Source organism: Kitasatospora sp. NPDC056138 (genome assembly GCF_042264695.1).
GTDB lineage: Bacteria > Actinomycetota > Actinomycetes > Streptomycetales > Streptomycetaceae > Kitasatospora.
Genome location: NZ_JBHJVK010000113.1, coordinates 1 through 15600, shown reverse-complemented (window position 1 = coordinate 15600; position 15600 = coordinate 1). Strand labels below are relative to the sequence as shown.

The following is a 15600-nucleotide window of genomic DNA, read 5'->3' as shown; positions in this document are numbered from 1 at the left end:
TGCGACTGGCAGCGGCCGCACTCGGTGCAGGTGGAGAAGTCGAGGATGCCCTTCCAGGAGAAGTGCTCGACCTGGGAGGCGCCGAAGACGGCGTCGTCGGCCGGGTCCTCGAAGTCGATCGGCTGGCCGCCGCTGGTCATCGGCAGCAGCGCGCCGAGCGCGACGTCGCCCTTGGCGTTGCGCTTGAACCAGATGTTGGGGAAGGCGAGGAAGCGGTGCCAGGCCACACCCATGTCGGTCTTGAGCGAGACAGTGATCATCCAGATGAAGGAGGTCGCGATCTTGATCGTCGCGAACAGGTGGACCAGCGTCTGCAGCGTGGAGACGCTCATCCCCTTGAACGCGGCGACCAGCGGGTACGACAGGAAGTACGCCGCCTGGTAGCCGTCCACACCGTGCAGCGCGCCGTCCAGGCCGTGCATGGTGTAGACGCAGAGGCCGACGATCAGGATGACGGCCTCGACGAAGTACGCCCGGCCGAAGTCGGAGCCCGCGAAGCGCGACTTGCGGCCCGGCCGGCGCGGGTGGCTCAGCTGCCGGATCACGATCAGCGTCGCGATGCCGAGCGTGGACATCACGCCGATGAAGTCGACGAAGACGCCGTAGGGCGTCCAGTCGCCGATGACCGGCAGCAGCCAGTCGGCCTTGAACAGCTGGCCGAAGGCGTTGACCAGGGTCAGTACCAGGGTGAAGAAGCCGACGGCGACGAACCAGTGCGCGACGCCGACGACGCCCCAGCGGTTCATCCGGGTGTGTCCGAGGAACTCGCGGGCGACGGTGAGCGTGCGGTCCTTCCAGTCGTTGGTGCGCGAGCCGGCCGGCACGTTCCGACCGAGCCGGACGAAGCCGTAGATCTGGAGGAACGCGCGGGCGAAGAGCGCCACGCCGACCACGGCCAGGACCAGCGACACGATGATCGCGGCGATTTGCATGCGGGCTCCTCGAAGGCCACGGAGCGACAACTACTCGGTAGTAACTTGACCCGGTTCAAGCTGAGCGTAGCGATTCACGCACCCGGACCGCAGCGTGGGCGCGAGGTGATGTGCGTCATCAGGTCCCGTGCGGCGCAGGGAGGTTGAGCCGTACTGGATCATTTCCGTCGACGGACGGCGGGGTCTTCGGGGCTGCCGGTTCGGCACGGTCCGGAAACTGACTGCCGATCATGACCGCGCTCGACGCGATGCCGTCTCGACAAGGACAGCCGTGGGGGCGCGAGGTCGCCTCCTGCCGTCCTGGGACGGCCTCGACGGCCGGAGGGCGCTGCCGGGTTCGGGATTCGCGCACGCCGTAGTCAACACGCCTGGCGGTGTGCCAAGGTGCTGTGGACGGGCGGGGACGGCTTGGTTGGCCGGGGGAGCGGAGGCCTGATGGGCTCGGAGCGTGCGTCGCGGGCGGCGGAGTCCCACGGGCTGGGTGCTCTTCGGGAGCGGTACCGGTTCAACGGGCTCTTCTGGTTCGGCATGGCCCTGGTGCCACTGTCGTGGGCCGCCGGCTGGGTCTCGGTGGAAGGGTTCGGCTGGGGAGCGGTGGCGGTGTACTTCGTCCCCGCGCTGCCCTTCGTCGCGCTGGGGGCCCTCACCCGCGCCAACAAGGCCGTCCACATCTTCGACGAGGGAATCGTGTTCACCGGGCTGTGGGGGCAGGTGAAGAAGTTCGCTGCCTGGCCCGAGGTGAGCGTGCGGATCAAGCGAGTGGTGCCCCAGCGGGTCGGCCCCCCGCTGTACGGCTACGGGGTCGCCATCGCCGGTGCCGAGGGCTTCGGCTTCGCCGCCCGGCAGATCGTGGGCGGCGGTCCCGGGCTCGCCCGGGTGCTGACGGAGGGAGCGTTCTCGGGGCGGTTGCGCGCGGGCCTGCGCTTGCTCGACGAGACCGGGTCGGTCGTCCTCGGCCGGGTCCTGATCACCCGGGAGCACGTCCGGACGGACGCGCACGACGGCCGGCCGGGGGTGGAGATACCGGTCGCCCGGATCAGCCGGGTGTGGGTCACGACGACGTTTCCACGCCCGAACGAGCCGCTCGAGAGGCTGCACGTCGCCACCGGGGAACCGGCCGGTGACGTCATCCTGGAGTGCCCGCCGGCCGATCTGGTCACCGCCGCTCAACTGATCGCATCGCTCGCGGGCGTGCTCCTGGACCTGAGCGAGGTGGCACCGACCTTCCCCGCCTCCCCGAAGTGACGCCCCAGCGGCGACTCCATGGCCCGCCAGGTCCTCACCGCTGTTGCTGTCAGGGGCTGTTGTCCGTTGACGTGCCGGTGGGACAGCACCTCGGTCGACGCGACGGGTGCCGGTGCGTCGATGCGGTCGGGCCACGGCGCCGCCACCGGGCGCCGGCCCGCGCCTGAAGTGACCGGCGGATGCCGCCTCGGCGGTTCTTGTCCGGGTCGACGCGTGTCTCCACGGTGGCCGGGTCGTCACCGCTCGGGAGAGTCGCGCAGCGGCTGATGAGACGTCTTGTCCCGTTCCTCGCAGCAGAGTTGGCTTGCCCAGGTCATGACTCCGCAGAGGGCGGGCGGCAGGCAGGTCGGCCGCGACAGGGAGCACCGGAACCGGCAGGATGTGCGGGTGAACAAGGTGACCATGAGCGAAGAAGACCGCCGACTTCTGGGGATCTGGGCGGCCGACTGCGTCGAGCGGGTGCTGCCGCTGTTCGAGGCGCAGGCTCCCTCCGACACCCGTCCGCGCGAGGCGATCGGGGGTGTCCGGGCCTTCGCGCGCGGAGAGGCGCGGAAGGGGCTGCTGCGCTCCCTCGCCTGGGCGGCTCTCGCAGCCGCGCGCGAGGTCGGCGATCCGGCTGCCACCGCCGCCGCCCGCGCTGCGGGCTACGCGGCGGCGACCCCTTACATCCACCCGTTGGCCACCCCTCACCAGGTCAAGCACGTCCTTGCGCCCGCGGTTCACGGGGCGCGCGCCCGTGAGATCGCGGCAGGCGAGGAGGCCAGCGTCGGTGACGAGGAGATCCGGTGGGCGATCGAGCACGCCTCGCCGGCAGTTCGCGGGATCGTGCGGCAGATGCCGGTCCGCAGCCCTGGCCGCAGTCGGCTGGACACGCTCTACCACCGACTCGACGCAGCCCTACGCCGCTGATCGGCGAGGCGCGCCGCCGCGCACAGCAGGTCTGCGAGGCCGCCGGGGAGCGGGCTCGCAGACCGGGCCGCCGCCTACGCCGCCGACCTCGCACCGCCGCTCCGATCGACGGGACGGACGGGGAGCGCGCCGTCATGGCACAGCCCCTCGCGTCATCGACGTGCAGGACGGGCGACACCCTCAGGCGAGGGGCCGGGGGAGGCCGGCGACCACGCGCGCCACCAGGGGGGCACCCGCCTCCCCGAACGGACGCCAGTCAGCTCGGCTTGGCCTGGGCCTCCCTGGCGGACGCCTCCAGCCTGTTCCAGTACTCCTGGTACCAGGCCTCGTCGCCGCCGTCCATGTTGCTGAGGCCTTCCCGCAGGCCGGCCCTGCCGTCGATCAGCTCGCGGACGATGTCGGCGTGGCCGGCGTGACGGTTCGTCTCGGCCGTCATGTGCAGCATGATCCGCTGAAGCGTCACGTCGCCCTTGTCGCCCCACCACGCGACGTGGCCCATCGCGTCGAGCGGCAGCGCCTCGATCGTCGCGTCCGCGTGCGCCCAGGCGCGGTGGTAGAGGCCGACGATGTCCTCGCGCGACTCGTCGGCGGGTGCCCACATGTCCGAGTTGGGCTCGGCGCCCTCCTCGTGCCAGGGGAGCGATTCGTCGTGCGGGCGGCCGAAGGTCGGGCCGAAGTACCCGAACTCGACGCTGGCGAGGTGCTTGACGAGGCCGAGGAGGTTGGTGCCGGTCGGTGTCAGGGGGCGGCGGCTGTCGTACTCGGACAGTCCGTCCAGCTTCCACATGATGGCTCCGCGAGCAGCCTTGAGGTAGCGGTGCAGGTCGTCTTTGGGATCGTTGGGCTTCATGGGGCAGAGTCTCGCATCACCCGCCGACAGCAGTCGCGTGGTTTCCCGGCTGCGCAGACGGCCGGATCCGGCCTCGGCGAGCTGCAGTTCCCGGGGGAGCGGTGCGCGGCCTCTTCCTCGCCGCAGGTCCGGCAGGGCTGTACGGCTTCCACGCCGGCGACGGGAAGCAGGTCTGGCACCACCCGGTCAGCGGCGCGTCCGGGGACTGGTCGGCGTTCCCCGCCGGCGACCACCTCTTCGCCGCCTGCTCCGACAGGCTCTTCGGCTTCTCGGTGCCCAAGGCGTAGTAGCCCGTGCCACCGGTGGGGCGAACCAACCGGGCTCCCCGGAGGCCGAATCCGAGAGGCGGCACGGCTCCCGGCCACCCGGGAGCCCCGGACGCGCCGCGTCGGGAGAACCGCGTCAGGCGGGCGCGCCGAGGGCGAAGCCGGAGACCAGGCCGGCGATCCGATCCCAGTGGTCGGCGACGAAGAAGTGGCTGCCGGCGAGTACCTCCAGACGGAACGCGCCGGTGGTGTGGCCGCTCCACGCCGCCGCGTCCTCGACGCTGGTCCAGCGGTCGGCGTCGCCCGTCACCGCCAGCAGCGGGCTGGTCAGCACCGCACCGGGCGGGCAGGTGTAGCGCTCGACGGCGGTGTAGTCGCTGCGCAGCGCCGGGAGGATCATCCGTAGGACTTCCTCGTCGGCGAGCAGGCTGCTGTGGGTGGCGCTCAGTTCGCGCAGTTCGGCGATCAGGCCGGCGTCGTCGCGCAGGTGGACGGTGCCCTCGCGGCGGACGGACGGGGCGCGGCTGCCGGAGACGACCACCGCGAGCGGCGCCCGGCCGTCCGCCTCCAGGCGACGGGCCACCTCGAAGGCGAGCAGTGCGCCCATGCTGTGGCCGTAGAGGGTGAGCGGGCGGCCGTCGGAGGGGAGGGCCCGGTGGATCCGGTCGGCGTACTCGGCGAGGTCCTCGACCCCGGGCTCGGTGCGGCGGTCCTGCCGCCCCGGGTACTGGACGGCCAGCACGTCGAACCGCGGTTTCAGGGCGGTCGCGAAGGTGCGGAAGAAGCCGGCGGCGCCGCCGGCGTGCGGGAGCAGGACCAGCGTCGGGGCGTCGGCCGGGGCCGGGTGGAACCGTCGCATCCAACGGGCGTCGCCGGTGCCCGGGTCGGTCTCTGCCATGAGGTGTCCTCATTCGGGAGTGGTTCGGGAGTGGTTCGGGAGTGGTGGTGTCCGGACGGGTCGCCCACCGGTCGCCGGCCGGTGGACGGCCCGTCCAGTCCGTCGGCTCGTCGCGGTGACCGGCGAGCGCCGGGCGACCCCCTGCCAGGAGGGGGCCGCCCGGCAGGGGGTCAGGTCGTCGGACCGGCCGGCGTCTGCAGGAGGCCGGCCAGCACCTTCGGCAACTCGTCGGCGGAGTCGGCGCGCTGGGCGCGCCAGGCCACGTGTCCGTCCGGGCGGACCAGGACGCCGCCGTCCGCGTCGACCTCGCGCAGCCGCTCCCACGCCCCGTACGGGTCCCGCAGGCCCTCGGTGGCGCCGATCGTGCGGACCGTGACGGGCACTCCGGTGAGCCGGGCGGCCTCGCGGGCGGCGTCGTGCCAGCGCCCGCCGCCGCGGCCGGTGAGCAGGACGAAGCGGCCCCGGCCGACCACGTCCAGGGTGGAGCGGCGACGGCCGCCGTCCTCCAGCCAGGCGTGCGGCAGGCGGGCGCCCGGCCAGGTGGTGGGCTGGTAGTACAGCTCCGGGTCCCGGTCGCCGACCGGTTCGGGCGTGCCGTCGTCCACCCGGGCGCCGGCCCGGTAGCGGTAGCCGATCTCCACGCCGTGCGCGTTCACCTGGTAGTTGATCCGGTCGGTCGCGGCGGCCAGCGCGGCGCGCCGGGCGGCCGCCTCCTCGGTGTCGTCGGCGAGGCCGCGCAGCAGCCCCCACTGCTCGGCGGCGCTCTGCTCGGCGGTGAAGCCCAGCGCCGCCGGGATGCCGAGGAAGTCGAGCATGCTGCGGACCGCGCGGTCGACGATCTGCCCGCCGACCGGCAGCCGCTCGTCCTGGTAGGTGTCCAGCAGGGCGGGCGAGGCCGTGCCGTCCAGGACCAGCTTCAGCTTCCAGCACAGGTTGAACGAGTCGGCGACCGCCGAGTTCAGCCCTAGGCCGTTGGTCGGCGGCATCTGGTGCACCGCGTCGCCGACGCAGAACACCCGGCCCTGCGAGTAGCGGGGGGCGACCACCGCGTTGACCTCCCACGGCGAGACGCTCTTGATCCGGATCTCGACGGACGGGTCGCCGATGCTCTCCCGGAGGTGCGCGCGGATCTCCTCGTGGTCGTCCCGGTCGAACTCGCCGCCGTGGTCGAGGAAGCGCAGGTAGACCCACTCGTTCCAGGGCCGGATGCTGACGAACACCCGACCGTCCTCGGGCGGGTTGCCGGGCACGGCGCCCATGTAGAGGATGGCCGGGCGGTCGGCGCAGTAGCGCGAGAGGTCCGCCTCGAACCAGACCGAGGCGACCTTGGCCAGCCCGGTGGCACCCTCCACGGTGAGCCCGGCCTGCTCCATCACCCGGCTCTTCGCACCGTCGGCACCGATCACGTAGTCGGCGCGCACGGTGTACTCCAGGCCGGACTGCCGGTCGGCGACCACGGCCGTGACCCCGTCCTCGTCCTGCTCCATGCGCAGGAACTCCTGGCCGAAACGGAGTTCGCCGACCCCGGCCTGCCGGACCTGCTCGACCAGCAGCGGCTCCAGCAGGTGCTGGGCGAGGTTGCACATCGTGCTCGGACTGGCCGCGAGGTAGTCGCCGATCCGGTCCGGGCCGTTGCCGTACGCGTCCAGCCGGCTCACCTCGGGGCCGGCGAAGGTCGACATGAAGACGTGGTTGGACAGCAGCGGGCTCGGCGTCGCCTCGGCCAGCACCTCGCGCTCCACGCCGAGGTCGCGCAGGATCTCGCCGGTGCGCTGGTTCAGCAGATGGGCGCGCGGGGTGTGCGCGGTGCCGGGGTACTTGCCGACCACCAGGTGCGGCACGCCGTAGCGCGAGAGCGCCAGCGAGGCGGTCAGGCCGGCCGGTCCTGCGCCGACGATCAGCACCGGAACCCGGACGTCGGGGGTGGGGGTGGGGGTCGCCATGGTCACTTCGCTGCCTTCCGCGCGTAGCCGGCGTAGATCACCGACGTGTCCTTGTGAACGCCGAGCCGGAACTGCCGTCCCAGCTCGCCGTAGGTGATCTCGCCCCGGGCGCGCCGGCGCATCGCCTTCAGCAGCTCCGACTGCGGCCGGGTGGAGGCGAATCCGATCAGATCCTGGTTGGCCAGGTCGTGCCTGCGGAAGACCGCGTGCAGCTCGGCCGGCTTGATGAAGCTCTTCCAGTCGTGCAGGTCCTTGGGCGCGAAGCTGACGGACTTCCAGTCCTGCGCCATCTTGATCATCGCCAGCTTGGACCGGAGGGTCCGGTTGATGGTGTCGTACAGGTAGTGGCCGCCCGGCTTGAGCACCCGGACCGCCTCGGCGACCGCCTGGTCCACCGAGGTGACGTGCTCCAGCGTGTCGCAGCAGTAGACGATGTCGAACGTCCCGTCCGGAAAGGGCAGTTGCTCGGCGAATCCCTGCTGGTAGGCGATCTCCAGGCCGGACTGCCGGGCGTGCTCGCCGGCGGCCTCCAGCGACGGACCGGACGGGTCCACCCCGGTGACCCGGGCGCCGGTCCGGGCGAAGTGCTCGGCCAGCAGACCGCCGCCGCACCCCACGTCGAGCACGTCGAGCCCCTTGAGGTCCAGCCGCAGCCGGTTGGTCAGGACGTCGTGGAAGTAGTCGAACCGGGCCGGGGTGAAGGCCTCCAGCGTGGCGAACGGCTGGTTGTCGTCCCACCAGGAATGGGTGTTGTAGACGTCGTTGTCGACAGGCATGGCGGACTCCTCAGGAGAGCTTGACGGTCGGGCGGTGGAGGTCGAGCCAGACGGCCAGGTCGAGGACGCGCTCGAACGCCTCGCGCTCGTCCCGCTCGACGGCCTCGGGCTGCGCGCCGACGGCCCTGGTGAGCGCGGTGCGGTCGAAGAACGCGACCGCCTGGTGGTCGTCCGACAGCAGTTCGCCCACCTGCCGCTGCAACTGGCCCACGTAGGCGATCTGTTGGGTGTGCGGGTAGAGCGCCTTCACCCGCTCCACCACCGATCCCGGCAGGATGTCCCGCACCGCGGCGCGCAGCAGGCTCTTCTCCCGGCCGTCGAACGTCTTCATCGCCCAGGGCGTGTTGAACACGTACTCCACCAGTCGGTGGTCGCAGAACGGCACCCGCACCTCCAGGCCGACCGCCATGCTCATCCGGTCCTTGCGGTCCAGCAGCAGACCCAGCAGGCTGGTCAGGTGCACGTAGCAGAACTCGCGCATCCGCCGCTCGTGCGCGTCCTCGCCGTCCACGAACGGGAGTTCGGCGACCGAATCGCTCCAGCGCTGCGCCCAGTAGCCGGGGACGTCGAGGGTCCGCAGCAGCAGGTCGGGGTCGATCAGCTTGGTGGGGTGGTTCCTCGGGCCGAGACCGGAGGCCGTCACCCACGGGAACATCGCGACCTGCTGCACCGCCGGCAGGTGGAACCACGGGTAGCCGCCGAAGATCTCGTCGGCCGACTCGCCGGAGAGCGCGACCGTCGAGTGCTCCCGGATCGCCTTGAAGAGCAGGTAGAGCGAGTTGTCCGCCTCGCCGAAGCCGAACGGCAGGTCGCGGGCGGTCACGGTGGCCCGGCGCACCTCGGGGTTGGCCAACTCCCGGTAGTCCAGCCGGATGTCGTGGTGCACCGTGCCGACGTGCCCGACCACCTCGCGGGCGAACGGCGCGTCCGGTGAGCCGCGCAGCTCGTCCGGGCGGAACGCGTCCGGCTGCTCGAAGTCGACGGTGAAGGTGCGCGCCCGCTCGCCCCCGGCGGCCAGCCGCCGGCCGGCCAGGGCGGTCAGGGCGCTGGAGTCGAGCCCGCCGGAGAGCAGCACGCACTGCGGCACGTCGGCGACCAGCTGCCGGGCCACGCTGTCCTCCAGCAGTTCGCGGACGCGTCGCACGGTGGTTCCGGTGTCGTCACGGTGCTCGGCCACCTCCAGCCGCCAGTACACGTGCTCGCGCAGCCCGGAGCGGTCGACGGTCACCGTGGTGCCGGGCTTCACCTCGTGCATGCCCGCCCAGACCGCGCGGCCGGGGGCCTTGACGAAGCCGAACAGCTCGCGGAAGCCGTCGGTGTCCACCACCGGGTCCACCGCCGGGTGGGCCAGCAGGGCCTTCGCCTCCGAACCGAACAGCACGCCGTCGGCGGTGGGGTAGTAGTAGAGCGGCTTGATGCCCAGGCGGTCGCGCAGCAGCACCAGCCGCTCCACCCGGCCGTCCCAGATGCCCAGCGCGTACATGCCGTCGAGCCGGTCGGCGACCGCCTGCCCCCACTCCAGGTAGCCGCGCAGGACGACCTCGGTGTCGCTGGAGGTGCGGAACTCGTGTCCCCGGCGCCGGAGTTCGTCCCGCAGCTCGGTGAAGTTGTAGGCCTCACCGCTGTACGTCATCGCGACCGGGCCGTCCGGCGTCTCGACCACCATGGGCTGGACACCGCCCGCCAGGTCGATGACGGCGAGCCTGCGGTGGCCCAGCGCCGCGTGACGGGACAGCCAGGTGCCGCCGGCGTCCGGACCGCGGCAGAGCATGGTGTCGGTCATGGCGGTGAGGGCGGGGAGTTCACGTTCGAGGTCGTGCTGGAAGGAGATCCAGCCGGCGATCCCGCACATTCGGGTCTGCTTTCGTTCGGGGGCGGGCGGGGTGTCTGAGCGGGTGCTCAGCGGCGCGCGGCGCTGCGCAGGGCGGCCATGTGGGCGGGCAGGCCGTCGATGTGCGAGCGGCCGGTGGGGGCGAAGAAGAAGCGGTCCAGCGCGCCCTGCAGGAACGACCACGGACGGTTCAGCTCGGCCGCCCAGCGCCAGCTGAACCGGGCGCCGGTCCCGGTCGGTTCCACCACGTAGTCCTCCACCAGGTGGCGGAAGATCGGTCGGGTCGCCTCGGTCGCGGTGAAGGTCTTGCGGGTGCCCTCCTCCCAGCGGAAGAAGCGCTCGCGGATGACGAGGCCGCTCTCCATCTCGATCTCCCGGGTGGTGCCGACGCCGAACGGCCGCGGCGAGGTCCAGGTGAGCCGGCGCATCCCCTTGGTCCAGCTGGACACACCGTCGCCGGTCAGGGCCGCCCAGGTCTCCTCGGCGGAGTAGGGCACCTCGACCGAACGGGCGTGGTACAGCGGGGCCTTGGCGAAGAGCGAGTCGTCGGCCTCCTCGATCGGATACCAGTGGGTGGTCATGGCGGCGGGTCCTTTCCGGGGTCGGTCGGTGTGTCGAGGAGGGCGGGTGCGTCGAGGAGGGCGGGTGCGCGTTACGCCTTCCGGCCCCGGAAGAGGCCGACGGAGCCGCGCACCACCAGGTCGAAGTCGTCGAAGTTCTGCTTGAGCTGGTCGCGCAGGTCCTCCAGGTCGTCCTGGTCGTTGTGGAAGACGCCCTTCGCGTTGAGGTCGTTCATCAGCCAGCGGCCGGCCCCGGTGACCGGGACGCCCGACGACAGGACCGTGCTGCCGAACACCGTGCCGCCGGGCCGCACGGCCGCGGCCGCGTGCCGGATGGCCACGCCCTTCTCGCGCAGGCTGCCGGGGATGCAGTGCAGCAGGAAGCTGAGGGCGGCCGAGTCGTGGCTCTCCTCGGGGACCGGCAGCGGCTCCAGCGCGTTGGCGACCACCTTGGTGGTCTTGAAGTGCGCGAGCCGCTCGGCCGTGAAGTCGAGCGTGGCGGGGTTGAGGTCGGCCAGCGTGATCTTCGGGTTCGAGACCGGGAACCGGGTCCGGGTCAGCAGGTAGCCGGTGCCGACTCCGATCTCCAGGTGCTCGGCGCCGACGCAGGTGTTGTACATCTGCAGGAAGTTCCGCGGCGAGCAGCGCCAGAACAGCGGTGCGCTGCCGCGGAACACCACCAGGTCGTAGAAGGTCAGCGCGCGGCGGTGGTAGGGGGCCTGGCCGTCCAGGACCGCCTGGTCCAGGGAACCGGTCCGGTGGCCGTTCTCAGTGCTCATGTTCTGCTCACCCTCGTCGGGAATCGGGAGACCGTGGTGGTCGGGGCGTGGTGGTCGTGGTGGTCGGGCGTGGTGGTCGGGACGGTCGGGGAAGGTCAGGCGGACGGCTCGGCGAGCCGGTCGAGGACGGCGCGCACGGTGGAGGGGCTGTGCTCGCCGGTCATCGTGAAGTGGTCGCCCTCCACCTCGACCTCGGTGTGCGGCACCGGCCAGCCGGCCTGCCAGCCGGTGGCCGGGAAGCCGGGAAGCGGCCGGGCGGCGCGGAGCTGGAGCGTGGGCGTGGCGAGGGGCTGCGGCTGCCAGGTCCCGAAGAGCCGGGCGTAGCCGCCCATCGCGGTGAGGCAGGTGTCGTCCAGCAGTTGCTCGGACGGGATGTGACCGCTCGTCAACTGCTTCGCGATCTCGGCCTGGATGCGGGGAAGTATCGCACTCCTCGGCCGGTAGCTGTCCAGCAGGACGACCGACTCCGGGAGGATTCCGAGCTTCTCCAGGTGCGCCGCCACCGCGTGGGCGATCCAGCCGCCGGCGGAGTGGCCGAGGAGTGCGAACGGCTGCCCGGCGGCGAGCCGTTCGACGTCCTCGGCGTGCAGCTGCACCAGCGCGTCGAGGTCGGCCGGGAGGTGCTCGCCCGGGGAGAAGCCGGGGGCGGGCAGTGCCCACAGCTCGTGCCGGCCGCCCACGGACGCGGCGAGCCGGGCGTACTGGTGGGCGCCGGACCTGCTCGCGAACGAGGGGAAGCAGAAGAAGCGGGGGGCTGTCGGACCCTGGGTGAGACGGACGGGAGCCGGCCGGCCGGACGGGGCGGGTGGGGTGTCGAAGGTGTCGCGGAACCGTGCGGCGGCCGCGAGGAGTTCGCCGAACTCCTCGAACCGGCCCAGTTCGGCGGCGCGCGGCGCGAGCGAGGCCAGCAGGCCGCCGCCCGGACCGGCCGGCGGCACCGGGGCGGCGTCCAGCTCGGCCCGCAGGTGGGCGGCGAGGGCGTCGAGCGTGGGATGCTCGAACACCGCTGTGGCGGGCAGGGCGAGCCCGGTGGCGGCCTGAAGGGCGGCGCTCAACTCGGTCGCGGCGAGGGAGTCGAGCCCGAGTTCGGGCAGCGTCAGGCCGGCCTCCAACTCGTCGGTGGAGGTGTGCCCGAGTGCGGTGGCCACCTGGGTGGCCACCAGCTCACGGAGGACGGAGTCGCGTTCGGCCGCGGTGAGGGCGGACAGCCGCTCGTGCAGCCTGGCGGGAGCTTCCCGGTCGGCCGGCCGGGCTCCGCCCAGGACATCGTTCGGCCCGGTGGGCCCGGTGGGCCCGGTGGGCTCGATGGGCGGAACGGCCGGTGCGGTGCGCTCCGGCCAGAACCGGCGGCGCTGGAACGCGTAGGTGGGCAGGGCGACCCGGCGCGCGCCGGGGTCGGCGAGGACGGCCTCCCAGTCCACCGGGACGCCACGGACGTGGGCACCGGCGAGCGCGGTCAGGGCGCTGTCCGCTTCCGGCCGGCCGCGCCGGAGCAGCGGCACCGCCGCCGGGGCCGGGGTCCGGTCCGCCAGCGCGTCCCGGACCAGGGCGGACAGGACGCCGCCGGGGCCGAGTTCGAGGAAGGTGGTCACGCCGTCCGCCGCCATCCGGCGCACGCCGTCGTGGAACCGCACCGCCTCCCGGATGTGCCGCACCCAGTACTCCGGCGTGCACACCTGCTCGGCCGAGGCCGGCTCGCCGGTCAGGTTCGACAGCAGCCGGATCCGCGGCGGCCGGTACGTGAGCTCGCTCGCCACCTCGTGGAAGCGGTCCAGCACGCCGTCCATCAGCGGCGAGTGGAACGCCTTCGTGACCCGTAGCCGCTTGGTCCGGCGACCGCGTGCGGCGAGCACGGCCGCGATCTCCTCGACCGGCTCGGCCAGGCCGGACAGCACGGTGGCGCGCGGCCCGTTGACGGCGGCGATGCCGACCTGCTCCTCCCGGCCCACCAGCAGCGGCACCACCTCGTCCTCGGTCGCCTCCACGGCCACCATCGCGCCGCCGTCCGGCGAGGCCTGCATCAGCCGGCCGCGAGCGGCGACCAGGCGGCAGGCGTGGTCCGGCGTCAGCACGCCGGCAGCGCAGGCCGCCGCCAGTTCGCCGACCGAGTGGCCGCCGACGTAGTCGGGCGTCACACCCCAGGACCGGAGCAGGCGGAAGGCAGCCAGACCGACGGCGAAGAGCCCGGCCTGGGTGAACACCGTCTCGTCGAGCAGGGCGGCCGTGGGGGTGCCCTCCGGAGCGAACATGACGTCGCGCAGGGCCGGGCGTCCGGGCTCGGCGAGATGGTGTTCCAGCAGCTCGCACACCTCGTCCAGCGCCCGTGCGAAGACCGGATGGGCCTGGTGGAGGCCCTGGCCCATGCCGGGCCGCTGGCTGCCCTGGCCCGGGAAGAGGAAGCCGACCCGGCCGGCGGCCGCCGTGCCCCGGACCAGGCCGGGCGCGGCCCTGCCCGCGGCGAGCGCGTCCAGGCCGGCCCGCAGCTCGCCGGGGTCGCGGCCGAGCACGACCGCCCGGTGCGGCAGGGCGGCCCGGGTCAGGGCCAGCGAGCGCCCGATGGCGGCGGGGGAGGGATCGTCGGTGAGGTCGCCGGTGAGGTCGCCGGTGAGGTGCTCCCGCAGGCGCTCCGCCTGGCCGCGCAGGGCGGCCTCGCCGCGGGCCGAGACCGGCCAGGGGACGAGCGGGGGGCGAGCGGGCGGTGCGGGATCGGCCGGGGCCTCGGCCTCCGTGCGTGCGTGCGGTTCGATGGTGCCGGATGTGCCGGATGTGCCGGGCAGGGGCGGCTGTTCGGGCACCGGCGGAGTCTGTCCGGGCACCGGCGGAGCCTGTTCGAGGACCACGTGGGCGTTGGTGCCGCTGATGCCGAAGGCGGACACGCCCGCGCGGCGGGGGCGGTCGTGCTCCGGCCACGCCACCGGCTCGGTGAGCAGGGCGACCGCGCCGGAGTCCCAGTCCACGTGCGGGCTGGGAGCGTCGGTGTGCAGGGTGGGCGGCAGGACACCGTGCTCCATCGCCATCACCATCTTGATCACGCCGGCCATCCCGGCGGCGGCCGCGGTGTGGCCGATGTTCGACTTCACCGAGCCCAGCCACAGCGGCCGTTCGGCCGGCCGGTCCCGCCCGTACGTCGCGAGCAGCGCCTCGGCCTCGATCGGGTCCCCGAGCGGCGTGCCCGTCCCGTGCGCCTCGACCGCGTCCACCTCGCCGGGGGCCAGCCCGGCACCGGCCAGCGCCTGCCGGATGACCCGCTGCTGGGACGGGCCGTTGGGCGCGGACAGGCCGTTGCTCGCGCCGTCCTGGTTGGTGGCCGAGCCGCGGACCACGGCCAGGACCGGATGCCCGTTGCGGCGGGCGTCGGACAGCCGCTCCAGCAGCACCACACCCGCACCCTCGCCCCAGGCGGTGCCGTCGGCCGCGGCGGCGAACGGCTTGCACCGGCCGTCCGGCGCCAGCCCGCGCTGCCGGCTGAAACCGATGAACGCCTGCGGCGTGGACAGCACGGTGACGGCGCCGGCGAGCGCGAGCGTGCTCTCGCCCGAGCGCAGCGACTGGCAGGCCAGGTGCAGGGCGACCAGGGACGACGAGCACGCGGTGTCCACCGTGACGGCCGGCCCCTCCAGCCCGTACGTGTAGGCGAGCCGGCCGGAGATGACGCTGGCCGCGTTGCCGGTCAGCAGGTAGCCCTCCAGGTCCTCCGGCGAGTCCTGCGCCAGCAGGTGGTAGTCCTGGCCGCTGCTGCCGGCGAACACGCCGGTCCGGCTGCCGCGCAGGCTGGTCGGGTCGATGCCGGCCCGCTCGAACGCCTCCCAGGAGGTCTCCAGCAGCAGCCGCTGCTGGGGGTCCATGGCCAGCGCCTCGCGCGGGCCGATCCCGAAGAACGCGGCGTCGAAGCGGTCGGCGTCGTGCAGGAAGCCGCCCTCCCGCGCGTAGGTGCGGCCGGGGCGGTCCGGGTCGGGGTCGTAGAGGTTGTCGAGGTCCCAGCCCCGGTTCTCGGGGAACGGCGTGATCGCGTCGCGGCCGTCGGCGACCAGTCGCCACAGGTCCTCGGGGCTACGCACCTCGCCCGGGTAGCGGCAGGCCATGGCGACGATGGCGATCGGCTCGTCGCCGCCGGCCACTGCCGGCGGGACCGGCGGCTCGTCGGCGATCCCGGCGTCGGCGCTGGTGAGTTGGGCGAGCAGATGGCGGCTCAGGGCCTCGGGCGTCGGGTGGTCGAAGGCGACGGCGGCCGGGAGTCGCAGGCCGGTGGCGGCGATCAGCCGGTTGCGCAGCTCGACGGCGGTGAGCGAGACGAAGCCCAGCTCGTGGAAGGAGAGTTCCGGCGCGGGCGGATCGGTGAGACCGAGGACGGCGGTCGCGTGGGACTCCACCAGGTCGAGCAGCAGCCGCTCGCGGTCGGGTTCGGGCAGCTCGGACAGCTGCCGGCGCAGCTCGGCTCCGGCGGAACCGGTGGCGCGGTCGTCGGGCTCGGCGGCGGTGGTGCCCGTGCCGGTGGTGTCCACCCAGTAATGGCGGCGTTGGAAGGGGTAGGTGGGGAGGTCGGGGTGGGGTGCGGGGTGGAGGAGGGGGGTCCAGTTGATGGGGTGGCCGTGGTTGTGGAGGTGGGTGGCG

The 15600-nt window shown here is 73.1% G+C and carries 11 protein-coding genes and 1 pseudogene; 3 read left to right on the top strand and 9 right to left on the bottom strand.

Annotated elements, in window-relative coordinates; genetic code table 11:
• Window positions 1-932: pseudogene (locus tag ACFC1R_RS36920) on the bottom strand (Fe-S oxidoreductase); the annotation flags it as partial.
• A gap of 435 nt (window positions 933-1367) precedes the next feature.
• Between ACFC1R_RS36920 and ACFC1R_RS36915 the strand changes: the two are divergent.
• The gene (locus ACFC1R_RS36915) at window positions 1368-2177 is read left to right on the top strand and encodes a hypothetical protein (protein WP_375946106.1); all 810 of its coding nucleotides are present in this window, start codon (window positions 1368-1370) and stop codon (window positions 2175-2177) included.
• A gap of 402 nt (window positions 2178-2579) precedes the next feature.
• Window positions 2580-3086, top strand: a complete 507-nt coding sequence (locus tag ACFC1R_RS36910) for a putative immunity protein (protein ID WP_375946105.1) — start codon at window positions 2580-2582, stop codon at window positions 3084-3086.
• Between the two features lie 256 nt (window positions 3087-3342).
• Here ACFC1R_RS36910 and ACFC1R_RS36905 read toward each other — a convergent pair whose 3' ends face one another.
• A complete protein-coding gene (locus ACFC1R_RS36905; protein ID WP_375946104.1) occupies window positions 3343-3936 on the bottom strand; it encodes a DinB family protein in 594 nt (197 codons plus the stop codon).
• A 101-nt stretch (window positions 3937-4037) separates the two neighbouring features.
• Here ACFC1R_RS36905 and ACFC1R_RS36900 point away from each other — a divergent pair, with 101 nt between their 5' ends.
• The gene (locus ACFC1R_RS36900; protein ID WP_375946103.1) at window positions 4038-4223 is read left to right on the top strand and encodes a hypothetical protein; all 186 of its coding nucleotides are present in this window, start codon (window positions 4038-4040) and stop codon (window positions 4221-4223) included.
• Between the two features lie 115 nt (window positions 4224-4338).
• Here the strand turns inward: ACFC1R_RS36900 and ACFC1R_RS36895 are convergent, their stop codons facing one another.
• The 7 genes from ACFC1R_RS36895 to ACFC1R_RS36865 form a co-directional block, all read right to left on the bottom strand.
• The gene (locus ACFC1R_RS36895; protein WP_375946102.1) at window positions 4339-5100 is read right to left on the bottom strand and encodes a thioesterase II family protein; all 762 of its coding nucleotides are present in this window, start codon (window positions 5098-5100) and stop codon (window positions 4339-4341) included.
• Window positions 5101-5270: 170 nt separating this feature from the next.
• The gene (locus ACFC1R_RS36890) at window positions 5271-7043 is read right to left on the bottom strand and encodes an FAD-dependent monooxygenase (RefSeq protein WP_375946101.1); all 1773 of its coding nucleotides are present in this window, start codon (window positions 7041-7043) and stop codon (window positions 5271-5273) included.
• A gap of 2 nt (window positions 7044-7045) precedes the next feature.
• Entirely contained in the window at window positions 7046-7819 is a 774-nt protein-coding gene (gene ubiG / locus ACFC1R_RS36885; protein WP_375946100.1) for a bifunctional 2-polyprenyl-6-hydroxyphenol methylase/3-demethylubiquinol 3-O-methyltransferase UbiG, read from the bottom strand.
• Window positions 7820-7829: 10 nt separating this feature from the next.
• Complete coding sequence (asnB, locus tag ACFC1R_RS36880; protein WP_375946099.1) at window positions 7830-9671, bottom strand: asparagine synthase (glutamine-hydrolyzing); 1842 nt, start codon at window positions 9669-9671, stop codon at window positions 7830-7832.
• A gap of 47 nt (window positions 9672-9718) precedes the next feature.
• Entirely contained in the window at window positions 9719-10231 is a 513-nt protein-coding gene (locus tag ACFC1R_RS36875) for an SRPBCC family protein (protein ID WP_375946098.1), read from the bottom strand.
• 71 nt (window positions 10232-10302) lie between these two features.
• Window positions 10303-10989, bottom strand: a complete 687-nt coding sequence (locus ACFC1R_RS36870; RefSeq protein ID WP_375946097.1) for a class I SAM-dependent methyltransferase — start codon at window positions 10987-10989, stop codon at window positions 10303-10305.
• A 95-nt stretch (window positions 10990-11084) separates the two neighbouring features.
• On the bottom strand, window positions 11085-15600 hold a 4516-nt coding region (locus ACFC1R_RS36865; protein WP_375946096.1), incomplete at its 5' end, for an alpha/beta fold hydrolase.

Coding starts and splice junctions, on each gene's coding strand:
- ACFC1R_RS36915 (WP_375946106.1), top strand. CDS start 1,368: ATGGGCTCGGAGCGTGCGTCGCGGGCGGCGGAGTCCCACGGGCTGGGT.
- ACFC1R_RS36910 (WP_375946105.1), top strand. CDS start 2,580: ATGAGCGAAGAAGACCGCCGACTTCTGGGGATCTGGGCGGCCGACTGC.
- ACFC1R_RS36905 (WP_375946104.1), bottom strand. CDS start 3,936: ATGAAGCCCAACGATCCCAAAGACGACCTGCACCGCTACCTCAAGGCT.
- ACFC1R_RS36895 (WP_375946102.1), bottom strand. CDS start 5,100: ATGGCAGAGACCGACCCGGGCACCGGCGACGCCCGTTGGATGCGACGG.
- ACFC1R_RS36890 (WP_375946101.1), bottom strand. CDS start 7,043: ATGGCGACCCCCACCCCCACCCCCGACGTCCGGGTTCCGGTGCTGATC.
- ubiG (WP_375946100.1), bottom strand. CDS start 7,819: ATGCCTGTCGACAACGACGTCTACAACACCCATTCCTGGTGGGACGAC.
- asnB (WP_375946099.1), bottom strand. CDS start 9,671: ATGTGCGGGATCGCCGGCTGGATCTCCTTCCAGCACGACCTCGAACGT.
- ACFC1R_RS36875 (WP_375946098.1), bottom strand. CDS start 10,231: ATGACCACCCACTGGTATCCGATCGAGGAGGCCGACGACTCGCTCTTC.
- ACFC1R_RS36870 (WP_375946097.1), bottom strand. CDS start 10,989: ATGAGCACTGAGAACGGCCACCGGACCGGTTCCCTGGACCAGGCGGTC.